Below are 25191 nucleotides of genomic sequence, written 5' to 3' on the forward strand. Positions count from 1 at the left end.
CTTTAATTAAAAAGCCAACCCCTAATTTTGTTGTTTTAGATACTTCAAAAAGTACCTGATTTCTAATATAAACTAACTTCTTTAATTGGTTCAGATTCGAGCTGATTAACAATTAGTTTTTTTAACCAGCTATTTGATAGTTTTGGAAAAACAATACCATATTTGCTAAAAATCTCATTGGAGTCATTACTTAAGTATCTTACATTTCTTTTTTGTGAAAGATATCGGTTAACCCAAATATTATAGCCATAAATACATTCGGATTCTTTTTCAGATCCTTTAAAATTAATTACTTCATTGTTAAAAACTGCATCGTCAACTATTTTACATGGATAACCAATATTGTTCATCATTGAAGCAATTTCTTTAATTGAGAAATAGGCCGTGTTTTCTAAATGTATACAATCTAAATCGCACTCAATTTTTTGTAATGCAATCGATGAAACTATATTAGAAATAACATCAACGTAAGAAAAAGAGATTTTTTCGTTATAAGAAGCTGGAATCTGATTTAGCGAAATGATTCCGTTTAAGACCTGAATAACCCTATTATCTGTTGCATTTTTTTGAAATTTACCTGTTACAGAATGTGCTCCAATATGTCCTACACGATAGATCTTACCTTTTAGTCCTTCACTAAAAGCTGTTCTTACAATTTTTTCGGCATGAAACTTTGACTTTTCATATCCAGACAAGAATTTTTGATTAATATCAAAATGATGTTCTGAAAAATCCTGTACAGAAGCTGTTGTATAACCGCTGACTGCCAGGGTTGAAATATAATGCAGTGTTTTTTCTCTGCCTTGTTTTGCAAAAGATATAATTTGTTCTGTGCCATAGACATTTGTATCATTTAAATCATCAAATGATTTTACAAGGTTTACATTGGCACCACAATGAATTACAACATCTATATGATTTAAAAGATAATTGTAATCGTCCATTCCTAAATATCTTTTAGACAAATCTCCCAATACTATATTCGTGTTGATTTTCTCCGAAAGCATTTCTCCTGGGAAATAAAAATCTAAAGTATCTTTTAGTTTTTGTTTCGCATTATATAAATTTTCCGATTTAATGAGGCAGAATACCTCAGCATCTTCTAAAAGCAGATCCCTTAAAACACTCGATCCTAAAAAGCCGGTTGCTCCTGTTAGTAAAACCGTTTTGTTTTGTTTTTTCGCTGTTTTATTAATTGGAAAATTCAACATTGTTTTTCCAACTGTACAAACATTATTGTAATACAGCTGAGCAAAATCGCCTAACTTTTTGTTCTTTCCAAAGTCAGTATAAGCTGCCAAATATTTTAAAAAGAGATTGATCATATTGTGTATCTCCTGACTAGTGAAACAAGCGGTATTGTATTGAATATCAAAAATCAAACTACTGCCAATAAATCTTCCTGTAAAGAATAATTTATATTCATTATTATTCTTGTTTGATCTCGTAGGGCTGGTCGTATAATGCGACGGAGTCAGTTTTAAAGAAGAATTGCCATATGATTCTGGAAATTTTCCTAAATAATTAAATCGAATATCAGCCTTTAATTCTGCTTTTTTTGAAAAAATCTCCTGGCAGGAATTAATATTATTAGCATAATCTGTAATAGGATCCATGAATTCTTTCAGCAGCTGAACAGACCTATGGCTTTCGTCAAAATCTACAGGAAGCGTTGTGGACCACCATGAAACAGATCTGCTTAAATCTATTCCTTCATTTTCTTCTGGTCTTCCGTGAAACTCCATATCAACAGTACACTCTCCAGTATTGTAAAAATCAAAAAGAGAACTAATAAAACTATTCAGGAAAAAGTCCTGAAGTTTTAAATGACTATCCGATTCGGTTTCTAAATACTTTAATTTTTCAGCATATTCAGCAGCAACAACAACTGAAATTACAGCGTTCGAATAATTTGTATTGCTTTTACTTATTGGAATTCTTTTTATTTTATTACTGATGCCTAAAGGTTTTCGAAGTTTTGGCTGTGCCAATTTTTCGGTTTTATTATAAAAATGATTCTGAATCTGTTCTTTATTTACAGGTAAAACTCTTTCTATAGTTAAGGATTCATATCTCCATAAAATTTCTTCTAACAAAGTATTCCATGAAATGGCATCGGTAATGAGGTGATGACTTACAAAAAATAAATAATTCAGATTTTTAGCCGTATCTGTAATCAAAGCCGATTTAAACAAAATTCCTTTTTCTACATCAATATTATTGACCAAATCTCCAGTAATCTGCAGCAGCTGATCTGTAAATAATTTATCTGAATTTAAATTATAGACAACCAAAGGCTGTGTTAGATTTATGTTATTTTCCGGCAGATAATCACCGGCAGCATTTATAAATTTCAAGCTGTAACTTTCGTGAGATTTTAAGGATTCTTCAATCGCTTTTGCTAATAACTGGGCATTAATATCTCCCTCTATATCAAACAATAAAGTCTGTGTATAAGGATTTATATCTAATGACTCATTTTTTAGAAATGATAATTGAGAACTTGTAAATTTTAAATCTGAAGATTCAAAAGTGTTATTTTCTAAAGAATTCTTCTGCGATTTTTTCAACGCAATAAAATGATCCAAATAAGGGTTATCGTATAGATCTGTAAGGTTCACATCAAATCCGTTTAATTGTAATTTGCCCACAAATTTGATTGCACTAAGAGAATCTCCGCCAGAATCTAAAAAATGTTTGTTACTGTGTCCCAGCCCAAATATCTCCTGCCAGCAATATAATACATTATCTTCCCAGCTGTTTAAATCAAGATCTTTAAGTCGTTTGGCACTTTTATTAGAATGCTGTTTTCTTAAGGTTTTAAAATCAATTTTTCCGTTTCCGGTATAAACAACTTCGTTTTGAATATAAATATGTGCAGGGATTTTATAATCCGGCAATAGTTTACTAAGCCATGACAGTAATTCTTGTTTTTTTAGACTTTCTTCTTTAGCTATTTTTATAAAGCATTCTATATTAGCAGTCTCATTTTCATAAAATGTATTCAGCCTGCAATATAAAATTTTTGGATGTTTATTTAATACCGATTCGATTTCATCCAGTTCAACACGGTGTCCTCTTATTTTAATTTGATTATCATTTCGTTTTAGAAATACAACATTTCCATCGCTGTCTATACTACAGATATCTCCGGTTTTGTATCCGTAGTTTTTTGTTTTTTCATTAAAAAAGAATTTCTCTTGTGTTTCACTATCATTATTAAAATATCCTATTCCAACACCTGGCCCTTCGATGTACAGTTCGCCTTTTCCATTTTTTTCGTTAACCAAATAAGCATTTCCTTTTCCAATAGGTTTTCCAATAGGAACACTATTTTCTGTTCCCAATGTTTCTGTTACAGGATATACCAGAGCCCCAACAGTGGTTTCGCTTGGTCCATAATGATTTAGTATAGATGAAAAGAATTTTAGATCTTTAATTTGTCTAACGAGTTTCCATGGAAGTTTTTCTCCTCCCAAAACTAAAAAGTCGATTTTATAATCTGCTTCAAAATTTAAAAAAGGAAGCATAACTTCTATATGAGAAGGAGTGGTTTTTATAAAATTGATTTGTTCCTTTTTTAAGACAGAATTAAAAATGGAAGGATCTCGTGATTCATTTCTGTTAAAGATATAAAGCATTCCGCCGGAGATTAAAGACAATAAAAAATTGGTATGTCCTAAATCTGTCGAAAAATTGGTAACGTGTGCTGCATTTAGCTGGTCCGGGCTTTTTAAAAGTTCATACAAATTGCTGACATAATGCATTACGTTATCATGCGAGATTTTAATTACTTTAGGCAGACCTGTTGTACCGCTTGTTGTAATCATATAGCATATTTCGCCTGTTGTATATGAGTTTAACAGTTCTTGCTCTTCTAGTTTTTCCAGCAGTTCTGATTCATGCAGAATTTGAGTTTCGGACAACATTTCTTCTTTATCATTATCCCAATCTCTCACAATAATGTAAGTTGGCTGTGAAGATTTTAATTTATTTTTAAGTACAAGGATTTCATCATCATCATCTAACAATACTGGTATTCCTCCTGCATAAGCAATTCCCCAAAACAACAATATAGTAGCTGTATCTTTTTTAGTCAAAAGACCTATTCTGTCATTTAATTTTATTCCACTGTTTTTTAATCTTGCAGCCAGTTTTAGTGCAGATTTTTGTAAATCAGAATAAGTATAATGATTACTGCTGTCCTTAATCGCAATACGATCAGGATAATTATTTGAGATATGCTCAAATAAATCGGTTAATTTTTTTTGCTCTTGTATCATCTCAAAAAATGTCAAATGAATAATTAAATTGAATTATGGGTAGGACTGTCTTGTCGGCCTGATCGAAATATTATCTAAATGCACATTTCCGGGCATTTGAACCAAAAACTGAACAACTTTTGCTACATCATCGCCTACAAGCACCGGCCCGATTTCGTTACAGTAATTTTCGAACCAATCCATATCATAACCTGCAGATTCCTGAAAATTTGTCGAAACCAAACCTGGCTCAATCAACGTAACTCTGATTCCTTTAGGTCCTAATTCTCTTCGCAGGGCTTCTGTTAAACCATGAGTTGCAAATTTTGTAGCTCCGTAAACAGAGTTAAATGGAGAAACATTTCTTCCTATCGTTGAACCTATTACTACAATATCTGAAGGGGTTTCGGTATCTGAGCCTTTTTCTCTTTCGGCTATCATAACCTGAGAAATTGCTTTTAACTGATGCTGCAAGCCAAGAACGTTTATATGCCATAGATTTTCCCATTGCATTTCATCTGAAGTAATTAATGTTCCCGGCAGCCCTCTTCCGGCACAGGCTACAAAAAGGGTTGGACTTACATTCCAATTTTCGTAACAAGCCTTAATACATTTTTCGAGGGTTTCTTTATTTGTAACATCACCAGCAATAACAATGGCTGTTTCTGTTCCGGTTTTTGTATTTATTTCTTGTTTTAATAAATCCAATTCTTTTTCGTTTCGTCCGTTTAAAACAATTCTAAAACCATCAGAAGCGATACGTAATGCAGTATTCCTGCCTATGCCTGAACTTGCGCCGGTTATTATTCCTACTCTATTTGTGTTTTTCATTTTATTATTTTTTTCATTTAGTAAATGGTTTAAAACTCTTCGCTGATTTCAGAAATAATTGCACTGAAGAAATCTTCCTGTTCCAAAAGTTCCTCCTGGCTCATTATCAAATTCAAATAATTTATAAGCGGATACTGCTGGTCTTGAGATACTGTTTCTAGTAATTTTTCAAATTCCTGAATCAATTTTTCAATATCTTTTTTCTCAAATAAATCAGTATTGTAAGTAAAACGGCACTGCAGATTATCTTTAAATAAGTCAAATTCAAGTAAAAGATCATACTTACTGGCTGTCTCTTCTTCTGCATACTGACCTGCTTTAATAGAACTTTCGTTAATTACCTCGTACTCGTTTAGATTAAGCATGACATCAAAAAGCGGACTTCTGGACAAATCCCTGCCCTGATTTAGGTCTTCTGTTAAAATATCAAATGGATAAGACTGATTATCAAAACAACTCAGCACAGTTTCTTTAATAGTTTCTATAAAATCCTGATATGTTTTGTCTTCTTCTAAAAATATTCGCAATGGAAGTGTGTTTACATAAAATCCAACCTGATCGTCTAAATCTGGGTGAACTCTTCCTGAAACCGGGCTTCCGATTATTATTTCTTTTTGAAGAGAATTTTTGTATAAGACCATAGCTGCAATACCAAGCAGATTTAAAAAAGGTGTACTTCCGGTAGTATTGGTTAATTTTACAAAACTCTCAAAATTCTCTTCTTTAATTAAATAGGTCAGCATAGAACCATTGTAAGTTTTAAAATTAGGTCTCTTATCAGCAAAACTTAGATTTAACTGTGGTATTTCTCCCTGAAACTGATTGAGCCAAAAATTTTTCTGGTTCTTGTATTCATTACCTTCTATTGTTTTTAACTGCCAAGCAGTAAAATCTTTGTACTGAATACGCAAATCCGGGAGTAATGGCTTTTCAAGGTTTTTAAAAGCGTTATAAAATACCTCTATGTCTTTTTTAAGAACTTTATAAGACCATCCATCAAAAATGATGTGATGAAAATTACTGTAAAACACAAATGTATTTTCAGCTGTTTTCAGCAAAGCAAACCTTACCAGAGGACCTCTTTTTATATCAAATGGTTCAAGCGAATCTTTAGAAACATAATCAAATACTTCTTTATAAGGATTTTGATTTTTAGTAAAATCATAAGTCTTTATTTTTAGCCCTAATTCTTCGTTAGTTTTCACAAATTGCCTGAAGTTTCCATTTGCATCTTCCTGAAATACTGTTCTTAAAATTTCATGTCTTTCTACAACAGCATGTAAAGCCTCAATAAAAAGATCAGGATCATACCCGTTTATCACCAATTTCATTGGCATATTGTAAGCAACAGAACTTTCTTTTATCTGACTTAAGGGCAGTAATCGTCTTTGTGCAAATGAAACAGGATAACTTGTTTCTTTTTTTAATAAAGGAATGGTATCGTTAAAATTCTTTTCTTGTGAAACAATTTGCTCAGCCTGAGATAATAATGTAGGATGGATAAAGATTTCACTTATCTTAAAATTTATATTAAATTCTTGTTTAATTTTCGAAATCAGTTTCATAGCCTTCATACTATGTCCTCCTAATTCAAAAAAGTTATCATGAATTCCTACTTCTTTTAAAGATAAAATCTCCTGCCAAATTTCAGCTAGTTTCTTTTCTATCTCATTTTTTGGCGCCTCATACTCTTTTCTAATAAGATCTTCTCCATTAATCCCTGGCAGAATCTCACGATCTATTTTTCCATTAGGTGTTAATGGCAGACTTTCTAACCTTACATAAAATCCCGGAACCATATATTCTGGCAGTTTATCCTTAAGAAAAGCACGAAGGGAAGATTTGTCCAGTTCTTTTGTGCTTATATAATAGGCTGCTAATATTTTTTCACCATTGACTTCTTTTACGGCTGCAACCACCTGTTTTAAATCTGTTGAATATTGAAGCAAAGCCGCTTCAATCTCTCCCAATTCTATCCTGAAACCGCGTATTTTAACCTGATGATCTTTTCTTCCTAAAAATTCTATGTTTCCGTCAGGAAGCCAATAAGCAAGATCGCCGGTATCATACATTCTTTCATTCTCAATAAAAGGATTAGTAACAAACTTTTCGGCAGTAAGCTCTGGTTTGTTTAAATAACCTCTTGTAACTCCTTCTCCGGAAAGATATAATTTACCCGATATGCCAACAGGAACAGGTAAAAGAGATTCATTTAAAATCCAGGCCTGTGTATTTGACATTGGGCGCCCGATAGAAATAGTTCTGTTTGTTTTTGAAATTACAAGATGACTGGTACTGTAAGTGGTATCTTCAGACGGGCCGTAAAGATTTCTTACTTCCATTTTTTCTATTGGCAGCTGATCCACAATATCTGTCGGCAGAATTTCTCCTGCCATATTAATGACCTTGATGTTTTCTAATGAAATCTTATCTTCTAATAATTTTCTAACTACAGAAGGAACCGTATTAAGCAGGACATTTTTATCTGTATTTATATAGTTTTCTATGTCCAGTGCATTTTTTAAAATACGTAATGTTTTTCCAATTGCCAGCGTGAAGAAAAATTCATAAACTGATAAATCGAAACAATATGACGTAACTCCGTATACCATATCGAATGCGCTTTTGGCATATTCTTCTTTTGACCAGTTTACCAGTGCTATTGCATTTTTATGTTCTACCATAACTCCTTTAGGGTTTCCGGTAGTTCCAGAGGTATATATTATATAAGCTAAATCTTTTGGAGTATTCCTGTTTTCAATATTTACAACTGAATACTTATGCTGTTCCTCGTAAAATGACTGCAAAAAAGATTCATCGATAATAAGCCTGCAGTTACTGTCTTTTTCTATATATTCAATTCTGGATTGAGGATAAGAGAGATCAATGGGCACATAAGCAGCTCCGGATTTTAATATCCCCAGAATAGCCGTTATCATACGTTCGTTTCTTTGCAGCTTTATACCAATAAGATCATCCGGCTGAATATTGTAATGTTTTCTTAAATAACCGCCCAGCTGATTGGCCTGTTCGTTTAGAGCCTGGTAACTTACTTTTTTATCTTCAAAAATTACGGCAGTATGATCTGGTGTTTTTGCTGCCTGTTGTTCAAATAATTGTACAATAGATTTATCTTCCGGATAATAGGCTGCTGTATTATTAAAATCCGTTAAAATAAGCTGTTTTTCTTTTTTACTTAAATAATCAATATCCAGAATTTTAGTTTCCGGCTGATCGATCATTTCTGTAATCAGCTGTTCAAAATGAGAAGCAATTTTTTCAACAAAAAAAGCATCATAAATATCTGTATTGTAATTAATTTCTAACGAAAGAGAATCTGTTTTTTCAGTAAAAGAAAAAGCAAAATCAAATTTTGATGTTTTAGTATTTAGTTTATACTCTTTAAATTCTAGATTTTCTAATTTACCACTTTCAAAATTATTAAGTTTAGACTGGCTTTGCAGTATAACCATCACATCAAATAATACCGATCTGCTGTTGTCTCGTTTTAATTCGAGTTTATCAACCAATTCATCAAACGGATAATTCTGATGTTCGTAACTGCCTAGTATTACATCTTTTTCATGGCGCAATAAATCAATAAAATTAAAGCCTTTATCGATCTTCGTTCTAAATGCCAGGGTATTGAGATAAAGTCCTATTTGGTTTTCTAAATCAGGATGTTCCCTTCCGGCAATAGGAGAACCTATAATAATATCCTGCTGACCGGTATATCTGCTCAAAAGTGCGTTGATTCCGGCCATTAAAGTCATAAACAAGGTAACGTCGTGCTTATGTGAAAAAGCCGTAAGTTTTTCTAAAAATGGAACTGTAAACTGGTGGTTAACAAAATCACCATTATAGGTCTTCATCAATGGACGTTTCTTCGAACTAGGCAATTCAACCACAGGAAGTGAGCCCGAAAATTGATTCAGCCAGTAAGTTTCTGCTTTTTTATAAAGCTGCTGCTGCGATTCTTCGTTTAACCATGATGCATAATCTTTATACTGAATTTTTAATTCTGGCAGACTTATTTCTTTTGATTCTATCAAACAGTTATAAATTGTTATAACTTCTTTCACCAAAAGCTCTGATGACCAGCCGTCTCCAATAATATGATGCATAGTCATGAAGAAAACATATTCATTTTCTGCTGATTTAATAAGCGAAACACGTACAAGAGGTGCTTTCTCTAAATTAAAAACGATTTCTTTTTGGTTTGTAATGTATTCCTCTACAGCTTTTTCTGTTTCGGCATTTAAACTTAAATCAATATAATTTAAGCTAAAATCCAAATCTTGCATAGAAGTTATAAATTGACGCAGATCTCCTTCTTCATTAATTTTGAAAGAAGTGCGCAGGCTTTCATGTCTTTCTAAAAGATGAAGAAAGGATTGTTCAAATTTTACTACATCTAATTGTCCTTTTAGCTTTAAAGCAATTGGCATATTGTAAGCTAAAGAAGCATCTTCAAACTGGCTTACAATCCAAAAGCGGTTTTGGGAAGCTGTCAAAGGGTAAGAATCTGCTTTTTTGACAAGCGGAATTTCTACAATTTTGTTTTTAGATAAAATCGTCGATAAATAATCTATAATTTCCAGTTTATGCGTTTTCAGCAATTGAAGGGTCTCATCTTCTATATGATTATATAGCAGCGATATTTCCAGCTGATCGTTTTTCATCTTAACTATTACGCCTTCTTCTCTTAATCTTTTAATCAATAAACGTATTTCCATATGCTTTTATATTAATATTTTTGCAGTAGAATCTTCTAAAACAGTTTCTTCTATCCATTTTGTGTTTTCTATATTTAAGGCCAGAATTTCAATTGTTGGAGACATGAAGATTTCTTTTATATTAATCGACACATCAAATTGTTTGTTTACCCGATTAATAAGCTGTCCTGCCATAAGACTGTGGCCGCCCAGCTCGAAAAAATTATCTGTAATACCAATTCTATCTACTTTTAAAACCTCCTGCCAAATCGTTACTAATGACTTTTCTATTTCGGTTTTGGGTGCCACATATTCTTTTTTGATAATATGTTTCTCTGATACATCGGGAAGTGCCTTTCGGTCAATTTTTCCGTTTGGAGTCAATGGCATATTTTCTAATTGTATGAAATAACCGGGAACCATAAATTCTGGCAGTACACTCTGAAGATGTTTTCTTAATTCTCCTTTGTTGACATTTTCTGAGGCTGTATAGTAAGCCGCTAAAACCTGAGTTGATTCTATTTCTTTTGTATCAACAACAACTTGTTTTACAGTACTTGAATAATTAGAAACTGCGGTTTCAATTTCTCCTAATTCTATTCTAAAACCACGAATTTTAACCTGATGATCTTTTCTTCCTAAAAATTCTATGTTCCCATCAGGAAGCCAATAAGCCAGATCGCCTGTATCGTACATTACCGCACCTTGAACAAAAGGGTTATTAACAAACTTTTCAGCAGTAAGTTCTGGCTTGTTTAAATATCCTCTTGTAACTCCTTCTCCTGAAAGATATAATTTACCTGCTATACCAACAGGAACAGGTAAAAGAGATTCGTTCAGTATCCATGCCTGTGTATTTGATATTGGACGTCCGACAGAAATTGTTCTGTTTCCTTTTGAAGTTATTAAATAGCTCGTACTATATGTTGTATCTTCAGACGGACCGTAAAGATTTCTTACTTCCATGATCTCTAAAGGCAGCTTATCGATAATATCAGTCGGAAGGATTTCTCCTGCCATATTCAGCACGTTAATGTTTTTTAAAGAAACTTTGTCTTCTAATAATTTTCTCACTACCGAAGGAACAGTATTCAATAATACATTCTTATCATTATTGATATAGGTTTCTATATCTAATGCATTTTTTAGTACTCGCAATGTTTTTCCGGTTGTTAAAGTGAAGAAAAATTCATAAACCGATAAATCAAAACAATACGAAGTAACGGCGTAAACTATATCGAATACACTATTAGCATATTCTTCTTTTGACCAGTCAATTAAAGTTGCCGCATTTCTATTTTCTACCATTACCCCTTTAGGATTTCCGGTAGTTCCAGAAGTATAAATAACATAAGCCAAATTTGACGGAGTATTGTTTTTGACAATGTTTAATGTCGAATATTCATCTTTTTCTTTGTAAAATGCTTCCAGAACTTTTTCATCAATAATAAGTTTGCTGCTGCTGTCTTTTTCAATGTATTCAATTCTAGACTGCGGGTAAGCAAGATCGATTGGAACATAAGCGCCTCCTGATTTTAAAATTCCCAGAACTGCCACCATCATACGTTCGCTTCTCTCAAGCTTAATTCCGATTAGATCATCAGGCTGGATATCATAATGCTTTCTCAAATAACCTCCAAGCTGATTAGACAGTGCATTTAAAGATTGATAACTCAGTTCTGTTTCCTCAAAAACAACAGCGGTTTGGTCCGGAGTTTTTAAAACCTGTTCTTCAAATTTATCTATGATAGTCTTATCACGAGAATATTCGGCAGCAGTAGCATTAAAAGTCTCTGTTACCTGAAGTTTCTCATCTGGAGTAATATAGGACAGTTCTTCAACTGCAAGAGAAGGATTTTCTAATGCCTGAGTCATTAAATTTTCCAGATGAGCAGATATTCTTTTGATCAAAAGTGAATCATAAAGATCTGTATTGTACTGAATTGTAAGAGACAGCCCTTCTTCTTTTTCAACAAAAACAAAACTTACGTCAAATTGTGAAGTATTATTTTTAAACTCATAATTCTTAATCTGAAGCCCTGTTAATGCATCTCCGCTGGAAAGATTTTGAAGCTGAGACTGATTTTGCAGCACCACCATGACATCAAATAATGCGGAACGGCTCATGTCTCTCTTTAGGTTCAGATTCCCGATAAGTTCATCAAAAGGATAATTTTGATGTTGATAAGCTTCGAGCAACGTTTCTTTTTCCTGATTTAAAATTGATGCAAAATGTGATTTTTCCTTAAGCTGTGTTCTTATGGCAAGTGTATTGAGGTAAAGTCCAGCCTGATTTTCTAAATCCGGATGTTCCCTGCCTGCAATAGGTGTCCCGATAACCAGATCGTTCTGGCCTGTATAACGATAAAGAAGTGTTTTTACTCCTGCCATTAAAGTCATAAACAAGGTGGCATCCTGAGTTTTTGAATAGGATTTTAATTTGTATAAAAAAGTCTGCGAAAATGTATGACTTACACTATCGCCTTTGTAACTCTGCGATAACGGACGTTTATTAAAACTAGGAAGATCCAATACTGGAATTTCACCTGTAAACTGCTTCATCCAGAATTCTTTAGAAACAAGGTGCTTTTCCTGCTCAAGCTCATTAGAAAGCCAGACTGCATAGTCTTTATATTGAATGTTCAATACAGGAAGATCTGCATCTTTTCCTTCATTTAGAGCATTATAAATTTTAACAACCTCAGAAATAAGCAGTTCAAGCGACCAGCCATCTCCAATGATATGATGCATCGTTAAAAAGAAAATATGTTTCTGCTCCTCAAGCTTTACAAGTCCTGCACGAAGCAAAGGTGCTTTTTCTAAATCAAAAGCAATATGGTTTTGCTGCTGCAGATAATTAGATACAGATTTCTGCTGATTATCGATTTGAGTAAAATCTTCTTCAATCAATTTAAAATTAACTAAATCTGCTTGTAAAATATGCTGGCGGACTACTCCTGATTCGTCTGATTTGAAATAGGTTCTTAATATTTCATGACGCTCGATTACTTTTTTTAATGAGGCCTGGAAATTATCCTTATCCAAAGCTCCTGATAATTCGAAAGCAAACGGAATATTATAAGCCAGAGAACCGCCGTCAAGCTGGCTCAAAAGCCAAAGTCGGTTTTGTGAAGCTGTCAGCGGATAACTTTCCTGAATTGGCGCGGGTGTTATAGATACATAACCGGCATCGCTCAATCTTGCTGACAAGGCTTCTATAGTTGGGTTTGAGAAGAAATCTTTAAAGGAAACTTTTTTGTTTAACTGTTTTTGGATTCGGTTAATGACCTGTGCCGCAACAAGACTGTGTCCGCCGAGTTCGAAAAAATTATCCGTAATACCAACCTGATCTACGCCAAGTACTTCCTGCCAGATTTGAGCCAGATTCTGCTCTGCGGCATTTCTTGGAGCTGCATATTCTTTTCTGATAAGGTCTTCTCCGCTTATTTCAGGAAGCGCTTTTCTATCCGTTTTGCCATTTGGTGTTAACGGAAGAACGTCTAAAGCAATATAAAAACCAGGAACCATATATTCTGGCAGTTTTCCCTGAAGATAACTGCGAATCTCTGATTTATCAATTTCCTGTGTGCTTACGTAATAAGCTGCCAGTACTTTTTCGCCGTTAATTTCTTTTACAGCGGCAACTGCCTGTCTTACATTTTGAGAATATTGAAGTAAGGATGTTTCAATCTCTCCCAGCTCAATTCTAAATCCACGAATCTTAACCTGACTGTCGATTCTGCCTATATACTCAATATTTCCATCATGAAGCCAGTATGCTAAATCGCCTGTACGATACATTCTCTCTCCTTTAATAAAAGGATTTTGTACAAACTTTTCAGCGGTAAGTTCAGGCTGATTTAAATAACCCGCTGATAATCCTTTTCCAGAAATACAGAGTTCTCCAATAATGCCCACTGGAGCTAGTTGAGAACTTTCGGGTTCAATAATATATACTTGTCTGTTTGCAATTGGTTTTCCAATAGAAACAGCGTTTAGTTTTTCGTTTACATGATAATAAGTCGCACATACCGTACTTTCTGTTGGTCCGTAAGTGTTGTAAACTGAGATGTGATTCCATAAATTATGAATATAATCCGGCTGCAGAACATCTCCCCCGCTTATTAATATTCTGATTTGAAGATAAAATTGATCGTACGCAGCATTTAAATATTGCAATGCGTATGGATTTGTGCTCAAAACTGTTACATTGTGTTTTTCACAAAGACGAAATAGGGTTTCAAAATCTCCTTTTCCATCATAAACCACCATACTTCCACCGCTGACAAGAATTGGAAAAATTTCTTCTATCGAAGTATCAAAAGAAATACTTGCCTGCTGTACTATACTGTCGTGCGACGTTAATTGGAAATAGTTTTTAAAAGTCACTGCATAATCTGTCAAAGATGTGTGGGTTATCTGCACACCTTTTGGATTTCCTGTAGATCCAGAAGTATATATAATGTAGGCTAAATCACTGGGACTTACCTCAGCATTGTATTCGCCGATAAAACGATCCGAAATGTTTTTAAATTCTTCTAATACAGCCGCTGTTATTGTAAACTTACAGCCGCTGTCTTTTTCTATATAATTTCTTCTATCTTCAGGGTAATCCGGATCTATAGGCACATATACAGCACCTGTTTTTAAAACGGCCAGAATAGTTATAATGCTCCAGGAATTTCTTTGCAGTCCAATCCCAACAAAATCCCCTTTTTTTACATTGCGGTTTTGCTGTAAATAGTTCGCTAATTTACTGCTGTATATATCTAAAGTTCTATAACTTATTTCTTCTTCCTGATAAACAAGCGCTGTTTTATTTGGATTTTCAGCTGCAGCTGATTTTATTAAATCGATTACGGTCAAAGAAACTTCAGAAGAAACATTGTCCTGATTAAATTCCGTCAGGATTTTATTTTTTTCTGCTGCAGTTACAATCTCAACATCATTTATGGATTGATTTGGGTTTTGCAAACCTGATTTTACAAATTCCTCAAAATGAGATAAAAGAGCTGTAATAAAGTCTTGGTTATAAATATCTGTGTTATATTCTACACTTAAAGAAAGTCCGTGTTCTTTTTCTACAAAAACAAAACTAATGTCCAGCTGACTTACACCTCTTTCAATTTCATTATATTCAGATGCTGTAACTCCATTGATTCCTTTTTGGTCATTAATTTCTAATCCCTGATGGTTTTGCAGTAAAACCATAATATCAAACAATGCTGATCTGCTTTGATCTTTTGCCGGTTTTAAATGATTAACAAGTGCAGTAAAAGGATATTCTTTATTTTCATACGCTTTGATTAGAGTATTTTTTTGTTTTTGCATCAACTCCAAGAAACTATCCTCTTTGTGAAATTTGGTACGTATGGCTAATGCATTAGAGTACAATCCTATTTGATGTTCCAAATCTGTGTGTTCTCTTCCAGCAGCTGTTGTTCCTAATGTAATATCGGTCTGGCCTGTATATTTAGAAAATAATCCGTTGAGACTTCCCATTAACAACATGAAAAGAGTCATTTGCTGCTCTTTTGCAAATGCATTTAGTTCTCCTAAAAACTGCTTATAAAATTCGTGATTATAAATACGTCCGTTATACGTTTTTACAGCCGGACGTTTATTCATAATTAGCTCCAAAGCGGGAGATTTAGTTTTAAACTGTTCTTTCCAAAACTCAAGTTTTTGGTTGTATTCATCGCTGATAAGCTTTTTATTCAGCCATTCGCTGTAATCTTTGTATTGTATTGGCAGTTCTTGCAATTGTACTTCTTCAGCACTTGCCAAGCTATTATAGACAAGCATAATCTCACGAGTCAGCAGCTGTAATGACCATCCGTCGCCAATAATATGATGTAATACAAATACTAAAATATGTTCTTCTTCGCTGGTTTTTAACAAAGTACCGTTTAACAAAGGTCCTTTTTCCAGATCGAATGTATTTAAGTATTCTAACTTAATGCGGTTATGAAGCTGCTCTACAGAAAAATGCTGCAATGCTGCCTTTTGTAATTTAAAATGAACTTCATCTGATGATAAAATATGCTGCTGAACCTGATCATTCTCGTCTTTCTTAAAAACTGTTCTAAGCGATTCATGACGTGTTATAACCTTCTGAAATGCTTTTTCAAGAAGAAATTCGTTCAGCTTTCCTTTCAGTTTTAATGTCGATGTTATATTATATGCTCTTTTTCCGCCCAAATGTTCATGTGTAAACCACATAAAATACTGAGTTGGTGTTAAGGCGTAATTTTCTTTAATCTCAGTTTTGGGAATAGATGTATTAAAGGATATTAAACTAATTAAATAGGCCTTGTATTCTTTAATTTCTTCTAATAATTCTTTTGTCAATACTCCTTTTGGGGCATTTACTTTAAGATTACCATCAATTATTTTCAGCTGAACTCCAAGAGAAAGAAGTTTATTTAAGATGTCATTTTTCATAAAAATTGATTTAAGTCCAGCATTGCCGGGTCTTTATTTTATTTGTTAATGATTATTTTGGTCTTTAGAAACTTTACAGAATAATTTCATCTTGATCTTCTTCCTGAAGTACCATATCAAATTCGTTTTTCTGAATTAAATAGAAATTAAGCAGCACTGCTAATCCTTTTATAGTTAAGGTCTCGTATAGATTTGTGATAGAAAATACCGTGTTGTATATTTTGTTTATTTTGTTAATTAAAACCACAGCCTGCAGACTATTTCCTCCTAACTCAAAGAAATTGTCATTGGTGCCAATTACAGCAGGATCAAGCTTAAGGACTTCTGCCCAAATGTGTACTAGTCTGCTTTCAACATCGTTTGCCGGAGCTTCATAAGGAACCGTTTTTAAATCAGAAATTACGGGATCTGGCAAAGCTTTTCTTTCTATTTTTCCGGTTCGTGTCAATGGGAAATTTTCCATTGAAATGTAGATTGCCGGAATCATATATTTGGGTAATATTTTACCTAAAAGCAATTTTATTTTGGTCACATCCAGAATTTCTTCAGATCGAACATAAGCTGTTATATAACTGTTTTCTTGTAATTCTTTCAACAAAACCACTGCTTCATTTATAAACTCAATCTGCTCTAATTGATATTCTATTTCAGATAATTCAATTCGCAATCCGTTAATTTTTACCTGAGAATCTTTTCGTTGTAAGAATTCAATTTCTCCCGAAGGAAGCATCATTCCTATATCGCCGGATTTATAAACTCTGCCGTTTCCGGTTAAAGGATCTGTTGTAAAAACCTTATCTGTTAATTCCTGTCGGTTTAGATATCCTAGAGACAGATAATCGCTTTTGAAAACAATTTCCCCTGTTTGATAAATACCTTTTGGTTTATTATTTTCATCTAATAAGAAAACCTTTGTTTCTTCTACAGATTTACCTAATGGCATATTATTTCTTGTCAATTCAGATTCATGCGACAAGAATTTTTGAGCCACAATAGTAGATTCTGTTGGACCATAATCATTAACCAAAAATGCACCTTCAAGGAAATGTTCTTTAAACAATTCCAAATCTGATTTATGGCATGATTCTCCTCCTAAATCGACTAATCGTACTGTTGGCACGGCTTCATCTTTTTTCAGTCCTTTTAAAAAATTCCTGTAAATCGTTGGCACCATGTGTATAATGGTAATATTTTCTGCCAAAAGCCATTCAGAAAGTGAATCTAGTCCGTTTTCAACAATATCATAAATACTTACTTTGGCTCCGTTTAAAATCGCTCCATAAATATCTTTTACAGAAGCATCGAAAGTATAAGTCGAAAAAACGCTTAAATTATCCTGTATCGCGATATGAACATTGTTTGTATATACACGAATAAAGTGAAGAACATTTTTCTGGATCTGTAAAACTCCTTTTGGCATACCTGTTGATCCTGATGTATACAAAACATACGCTTCTGCTAAAGGGCTTGAACTCTGTTTTGGATTTAAGATTTCTGGAAGATTGTAATTTTCAGAAAGCTTTGTAATTGACAATTGCGGTAATTCTTTCTTTAACTGATTTGCTTTTTCTACAGTAACTTCATTACAAACTAATTGATCACATCCAGAATCTTCAATAATATACTGAATTCTGCTCAACGGACTATTTGCATCTATAGGAACATAAGCATAGCCTGCTTTAAGCACTCCAAGCATTCCTATTACAGAGGTTTCGTTGTGATTTAAAAGCAATGCAACTCGTTTAGTTTCTGTGCTGGCTTTTTCTATTATTTGTTGTGCTAAATGATTCGCGCAATTATTAAGTTTTTTATAGGTAAGCACGGTATTTTTTGATGCAACGGCTTCGCGGTCTGGAAACAATTCTACTTGTTTTTCAAATCGTTGTGCTATACTCTGCTGTATTTCGCTTGCTTCAAAAAATCCAAAATCATTAACCGGTTTGAGATCGTTTTCCTGATAAATAAAGTCTTCAAAAATTTTAATTTCAAACAATGCTTTTTTATCATTTTCTATAACCTGATCTATAATAGACAAATAGGCATTTATCCAATATTGGATAGTTTCTTTTTTAAACAGTTCATGATCGTACACACAGTTAATACTGTAACCATTTTCGAAACTTTTTATATAACATTCAAAATCAAATTTAGGAGCAGTATTTAGTACTTCATGAGTTGATGTGAATGCTGTAATAGTATCCAGTGATCCAGCATCAAAATCGACCATGTTTAAGAAAACGGGACTTAACGGAAAACGATTATCATCCTGAGGAATATCAATTAATTCCAAGACCTTTTCGAAGGGATAATTTTGATGTGTTAAAGCGTTAATCAAAGTTTCGTTGACTTTTGCCAGCCATGTTTCAAAAGAAAAATTACTGTTTATTGTATCACGAAGCATAAGTGTATTGATAAAACACCCTGCCAGATTCTTTAATTGATAATGATTTCTGTTTGCTGTTGGGATTCCAAGAATGATATCTTCTTCTGAAGTCAAACGGTACAATAACACTTTTAAAACGGCAGCAAATACTGCGAATACACTGGCACCGTTTTTTCTTGATAACTCTTCTATTTTCTTCTTCTTTTCATCAGAAATAAATAGGGTGTATGAAGATGATGTTTCTGCTTTTTTCAGCTTTGAAATATAATCTGATGGTAATTGCAGATACGGCAGCGTTCCCGCAAATTGTTCTCTCCAATAGTTTTCCTGGATTTTGATTTCTTGTGACTGCAATACATTATTCTGCCATTGTGCATAATCCTTGTATTGTATGGTTAGTTCCGGAAGCTGAGCTGTTTTTCCTTCTAGTAAAGCGTTATATATTTCCATTAAATCTCTGGAAATAATTCCCATAGACCAGCCGTCGCCAATACTATGATGCATATTAAAATATAAACTGTAACCTGTGCCTTTTTTTAAGACCGCTGCTCTAAACAATAAATCTAATTCAAGATCAAATTCGTACTCGAATACATGCAGTTTAATCTCTGTTTCTGACTCAAAAACAGGAATTCGCACCGCCAGATTTTGTATTATTTTTTGTTTTGGCATTCCGGCTTCTTCAGCAAATAAGCTTCTTAAAATTTCGTGTCGTTCTAAAAGAATATTAAATGCCTGTTCAAAAACAGCCGTATTTAGATTTTCCGGTAGGTTAAACGTGCTGTAGATATTAAACTCTTTTGATTTTCCGTTTATTTTATACAATAACCAATATCTAACCTGCGAAGGAGATAAATCATAAAATTCCTGATACGATAATTTTTCAATAACAGCGATTTCTTCTTTTGAATTTATCAAAAGCGCTGCATGGCTTTTAAGACTTGAATTTGTATAAAGAGTTTTTAGATTGACTGCAATTTTAAATACTCTCTGGTATTCGTTTAATAACTTAGTTAATAATAAACTGTGCCCTCCAAGTTCAAAGAAATCATCTCCAGCACCAATTTTTTGATGTCCTAAAAGTTCCTGCCAGATTACGGCAATTTTTTCTTCTGTTTGATTGGCAGGTGCTATATATTCTTTCTTAACAATATCTGATTCGGATATGGCAGGCAGTTTAGAAAGATCTACTTTTCCATTTGCATTCAGCTGCAGCGTTTCAAGTTCTACATAATAAGCAGGAATCATATAATCAGCCAGCTTATCTTTTAAATATTTTCTAAGTTCTTTTTTATCAACAGATTTTCCTGTAGTGTAATAAGCAATTATAAACGGTTCATTCTTTACTTCTTTTACCAAAACCACAGCATTGGAAATCGCTGAATCAAACTCTCTGATAACATATTCAATTTCTCCTAATTCAACTCTGTTTCCTCTAATTTTAACCTGGTTGTCTTTTCTTCCTACATATTCAAGATTTCCATCTGGAAGCCATCTTGCTAAATCTCCAGTTTTATATAATTTTTCTTCAGGTTCAAATGGATTTTGAATGAACTTTTCTTTGGTTAATTCCGGCTGGTTCAAATATCCTTTTGAAAGTCCAATTCCAGAAATACACAATTCTCCAATTACACCAACTGGCTGTAATTTTAAATTTTCAGATAAAATATAAACCTGTGTATTGGCAACAGGTTTTCCTATAGATACCTTTTCATTCAGAGCTTTTTTACAATCATAATAAGTTGTTACAACAGTATTTTCTGTTGGTCCATAATTATTAAATACCTGTAGAGAAGTATCTACTGCATAATTTAAACGTTCACCTCCGGTAAGAATTAAAGCTGGCAGTTTCAAATTAGTTTCAGCCATTAGATCCTGACAGATTTTTGAAGGAAGGTAACTGTGCGTTATTTCGTTTTTTACCAAAAACGAAACTAATTCAGGTATTTGAAGACGTATTTCGTCTTTTTGAATTGGATATAAAACCGCACCTGATATTAGATAAGGATATATTTCCCAAACAGAAGCATCGAATGCAACTCCAGAAAATAAAGTACCTCTGCTGTTTTCATCGACATTATATGCCTTTTTATGCCAAAAACATAAGTTTACCAAACTCTGATGTGCAATCATCACTCCTTTTGGTTTTCCTGTAGATCCAGAAGTGTAAATTACATAAGCCAGGTCTGTGCCTTTTGGCAGTGTTTTAGGCTGTAAAGCAGAGCTTTCATTAGAATCAAAATCATTCCAAAATGCGTCGTCTATTATTGCTTTTGGGGAAACGTCGTCAAGAATATCTTTTATCCTGTTTTCCGGATAGTTTATGTCAACAGGAACATAAGCAGCACCAGTTTTTAAAATTCCTAATAAAGATATGATCAAATATAAACCTCTTTCCAGCTTAACTGCTGCAAAATTTCCTTTTCCAAGCTGATAATTTTCAATAAGATAATTGGCCAGTTTATTAGACATTTCATCCAATTCAGCATAGGTCAAAGTTTGATCATCAACAATAACAGCTGTTTTTTGAGGTGTTTTTCGAACTTGCTGTAAGAAATGATCAATAACAGTTTTATCTGTATCAAAAACAAAATCTGTATCGTTAAATTCATTCAGTAAGATTACTTTTTCGTCTTCAGATACTAATTCTATTTCTTCTAAAAGCACTTGAGGTTTTTTAACAACTTGCTGCAGCAGATTTTCTAAATGCGCAGATAGTCTCTCAATATATTCAGCAGTATAAATATCTGTATTATAGAGAATTTCAAGTTCCAGTGTTTCTTTTTCTGTAAAAGTAAAGACGATATCAAAAGCAGAAACTTCACTGCTAATTTCAAAATCTTCGATAGTTATCTCTGAAGATTTTTTATCCATAAAATTAGATACCTGATGCTGATTTTGCAAAACGACCATAATATCGAACAAAGGAGATCTTGAGGTATCTCTCGATAGTTTTAATTGTTCTACCAAAGCATCAAAAGGATAATTCTGATGTTCATAGGCTTCTAAAAGCTGTCTACCTTCTCTTTGAAGTAATGCAGAAAATGTTTCTTTTGGGTTCAATAAAGTTCTTACAGCAAGTGTATTGATATATAAACCTATTTGATGTTCTAAATCCGGATGCTCTCTTCCGGCTATTGGAGTTCCAATAACAATATCATTCTGGCTGGCATATCTTGATAATAAAGTTTTTACACCTGCCATTAATGTTGTAAATAAAGTTACCTGATACCCTTTAGAAAGATTTTTTAATTCAGTAAACAATTCTTTCGAAAATGTATGACGGTATTGGTTTCCTGCATAGGTTTTTACAGCAGGACGGCCGTTATAACCCGGTAACTGAAGTACAGGCACAGTTTCTTCAAACTGCTTTAACCAATATTCTTGTGCCAGCTGGTAGTTTTTCTTATTTTGTTCATCCTGCGTCCAGGCAGCATAATCCTTAAACTGAATTTTATGTTCAGGAGATGGAATAACATTTCCAGATTCTAAAATGGTATAATATTCTAAAACTTGTGCAGTTAAGACTTTTAATGACCATCCATCGCTTATAAGGTGGTGAATCGACAAATAGAACACAAAATTATCAGCAGCAGTCTTTAATAAAGAGGCTTTAAATAAAGGTGCTTCTGCCAGATTATAACTTTCTTTATTTTTTTCTCCTATATAACTTTGTATCTCTTCATACGGAGATGTAGAAGTAGAAAAATCTTTATTTTCTATTGCAAAATGAAATTCATTATCAGGAATAATATATTGTTTTACAGTTCCTTCTTCATTTTTCTTAAAAATCGTTCTAAGAACTTCGTGATGCGTAATTACATGATCGAATGCATTACAAAAATTATAAGCATTTAATTGTCCTTTCAAAACTACAGCTCCGGATATTTGATAGGCTTCGTTTCCACCCTCTAATTGGCTTAACATCCATAATCTGTTTTGGGAATGTGTTAATGGGTACGATTCAGAATAAGGTGTTAAAGGAATTGGTAAATATTCCTGATCCTTCAATGACTTTCTTAAATCTTTGATTGTAGGATTGGTATAAAAAACTTTGTATGGAACGCTTTTATTAAGGTTCTTGTAAATCGCATTTATAATCTGAGAAATCATTAAACTATGACCTCCCAATTCAAAAAAATGATCATTTACACCAATTGGAGAAATTCCGAGAGTCTGCTCCCAAATCTCAACTAATTCGTTTTCAACAGCATCTGAAGGAGCTTCATACTCGTTTTTAACAATGAAAGCATCCGTAATTTCAGAAAGGGCATCTTTGTTTATCTTGCCGTTTGGAGTTAATGGAATTGTTTCTACCGCTGTAAAATAAGATGGAATCATGTAAGCCGGAAGCTGCTTTTCTAAATAAGCTCTTAAATCTGTTTTACTTACATTTTCAATTTCTGTAAAATAGGCGGCTAAAAAATCTTCACCATTATTTTTTCTTACTGCAACAACTGCCTGTCCAATATTTTCAGAAAAGGAAGAGATTACATTTTCTATTTCTTCAAGTTCAATACGATAACCGCGAAGTTTTATCTGATGGTCTTTTCTGCCAAGAAAAGCCAGATTTCCATCAGGCATCCATTTTACTAAATCGCCTGTATCATACATTTTGTACCCTTCAGCAAAAGGGTTTTCTATAAACTTTGCTGCAGTCAATTCTGGTTTATTGAGATAACCATTTGCAATTCCATCTCCTGAAAGGTATAATTTTCCAATTGTACCCATAGGCACTAATTGCAGTTCTTCATCTAAAATATAAGCCTGAGTATTCGAAATGGCTTTACCAATTGGTATAGTCTGATAGTTTTTTGCTGAAGATAATTTATAGCAGGTACTGTAAGTTGTATCTTCAGACGGGCCATACAGATTTCTAATTTCGGCATTGGTCTGCAATAACTTTTTGGCTATATCAACCGGAAACGGTTCTCCGGCAAGATTAATAATGCTTACATGTTCAAGAGAAAATCCTTCAAATAAAATATTTCGGATACTTGACGGAACTGTATTCAATAAGATGTTTTTATCTTTTGTCAATTCTGGTCCAATCTCCAGGGCGTTATTTAATATTTTGATTCTTTTTCCAACAGATAATGGGTAAAACATTTCGTATATCGAAAGATCAAAACAATGTGATGTAGCTGCGTATACAATTTCAAATTTTTCCGGATTAAATTCTTCTTGTGCCCAATGAATTAAAGCAACAGCATTTTGATGCGTTATCATTACACCTTTTGGATTTCCTGTAGTTCCTGAAGTATAAATAATATATGCCGTATCATCTGATTTTCTGTTCAATGAGATATTTTCTATATTATATTTTTCCTGGCTTTCCAAAAAATCATCGTATACAGCACCCGTAATAACCAATTTGCAATTGCTGTCTGTTTCAATGTATGCGATTCTTTCTGCAGGATAATTAACATCCAGAGGTACATAAGTCGCCCCGGCTTTTAAAACTGCTAATATAGACACAAGCAATTTTTCGCTTCTTTCCAATTTAACTCCAACAAAATCACCTTCAGATACTCCTTGTTGTATCAGATAGTTAGAAAGCTGGTTGGCAAGTTTATTTAATTCACCATAAGTAAGGGATTTCTCTTTACAGATAACTGCAATATCATTAGGTGTTTTATATACCTGATTTTCTACAATTTCTACGAGAGTTAAAGCACGATTATAATCTGTTTTTTGAGAGTTTAGATTATAAAGTAAGTTTTTTTCTTCTTCATTAGATACCAAAGAAATCTTAACGGCCGAAAGATTGATATTTGCTTCTAATTCTTCCAGCAATCTTCCAAAATTCTTTAAAAGATGCAGTGCTAGATTATTTTCAGCAAATTTTGAAGAATAATGTAAAGTGATTTTTAAATCTCTATTCTCCAGCTTTTCAATGCGACATGACAATTCACTAAACGATTCATTCAGTTTATTTTCTGTTCCGTAATTAAACTGAAAAGGAATATATTCGACATTCGCTTTTTCTTTCTCAGTTTTATAATAAGGAGCATGTTTGTACACTTCCTGAATTTCCTGCTTGGTTTCTTGTATAAATTCTTTTACCGTTTTTTTACCAATTGGCTGAAACTCATAACTCAACAATCCTATTTGAGAATCTAAAAAGGACTTCAAAAACGATACATTCCCATCGACAATATATCTTTGCAGCAGTAAATTATAAAGTGCAATTAAAACTGTAAATTCTGCATCTGTATTTTCTCCTGTTACTTTATAGAAATAAGAGAGTCTGCCGGCATCGACAATGGTAAAATCAACAGAAGTGTTTTCAGAAAAACCTTCTTTTGTATACACAATTCTATTGTTTTTTTTGTACCAGTAATCTTTTGCTATTTTGTCATTGATGTGGTTCATTTTATCTTTATTTATAAATAATAAAATTTTTTAGTTTTGAATGTATCGTAGTTTCCAGATTGTAAGGAAGGGTATCTAACTGTGTAATTTTCAATATATAAGACACGTTAGACGATATGCTAAAATAATAGGAAGATTCATTTATAAATTACGGACTTTTGATATAAAAATTACGGATTCA

The 25191-nt window shown here is 33.2% G+C and carries 5 protein-coding genes; all 5 read right to left on the reverse strand.

The annotated features are described in order from the left end of the window. Window positions 1–62: 62 nt before the first annotated feature. Window positions 63–4283: an AMP-binding protein gene (locus ACTJIW_RS14835; RefSeq protein WP_440714795.1), complete on the reverse strand. Its 4221-nt coding sequence runs from the start codon at window positions 4281–4283 to the stop codon at window positions 63–65. A 33-nt stretch (window positions 4284–4316) separates the two neighbouring features. Next, the gene (locus ACTJIW_RS14840) at window positions 4317–5093 is read right to left on the reverse strand and encodes an SDR family oxidoreductase (RefSeq protein WP_149208210.1); all 777 of its coding nucleotides are present in this window, start codon (window positions 5091–5093) and stop codon (window positions 4317–4319) included. 29 nt (window positions 5094–5122) lie between these two features. After that, window positions 5123–9829, reverse strand: a complete 4707-nt coding sequence (locus ACTJIW_RS14845; RefSeq protein ID WP_440714794.1) for an amino acid adenylation domain-containing protein — start codon at window positions 9827–9829, stop codon at window positions 5123–5125. A gap of 6 nt (window positions 9830–9835) precedes the next feature. Further along, window positions 9836–16252 (reverse strand): amino acid adenylation domain-containing protein, encoded by a 6417-nt coding sequence (locus tag ACTJIW_RS14850; RefSeq protein WP_440714793.1) that lies wholly within the window; start codon window positions 16250–16252, stop codon window positions 9836–9838. Between the two features lie 73 nt (window positions 16253–16325). Beyond that, the gene (locus ACTJIW_RS14855) at window positions 16326–25010 is read right to left on the reverse strand and encodes an amino acid adenylation domain-containing protein (protein ID WP_440714792.1); all 8685 of its coding nucleotides are present in this window, start codon (window positions 25008–25010) and stop codon (window positions 16326–16328) included. Window positions 25011–25191 lie beyond the last annotated feature (181 nt).

Origin of the sequence: Flavobacterium sp. 22659, from assembly GCF_052044235.1 — a bacterium.
Taxonomy (GTDB): domain Bacteria; phylum Bacteroidota; class Bacteroidia; order Flavobacteriales; family Flavobacteriaceae; genus Flavobacterium; species Flavobacterium johnsoniae.

Excerpts from the sequence above, each read along its gene's own strand:
- ACTJIW_RS14855 (WP_440714792.1), bottom strand. The coding sequence starts at position 25,010 with ATGAACCACATCAATGACAAAATAGCAAAAGATTACTGGTACAAAAAA.
- ACTJIW_RS14850 (WP_440714793.1), bottom strand. The coding sequence starts at position 16,252 with ATGAAAAATGACATCTTAAATAAACTTCTTTCTCTTGGAGTTCAGCTG.
- ACTJIW_RS14845 (WP_440714794.1), bottom strand. The coding sequence starts at position 9,829 with ATGGAAATACGTTTATTGATTAAAAGATTAAGAGAAGAAGGCGTAATA.
- ACTJIW_RS14840 (WP_149208210.1), bottom strand. The coding sequence starts at position 5,093 with ATGAAAAACACAAATAGAGTAGGAATAATAACCGGCGCAAGTTCAGGC.
- ACTJIW_RS14835 (WP_440714795.1), bottom strand. The coding sequence starts at position 4,283 with ATGATACAAGAGCAAAAAAAATTAACCGATTTATTTGAGCATATCTCA.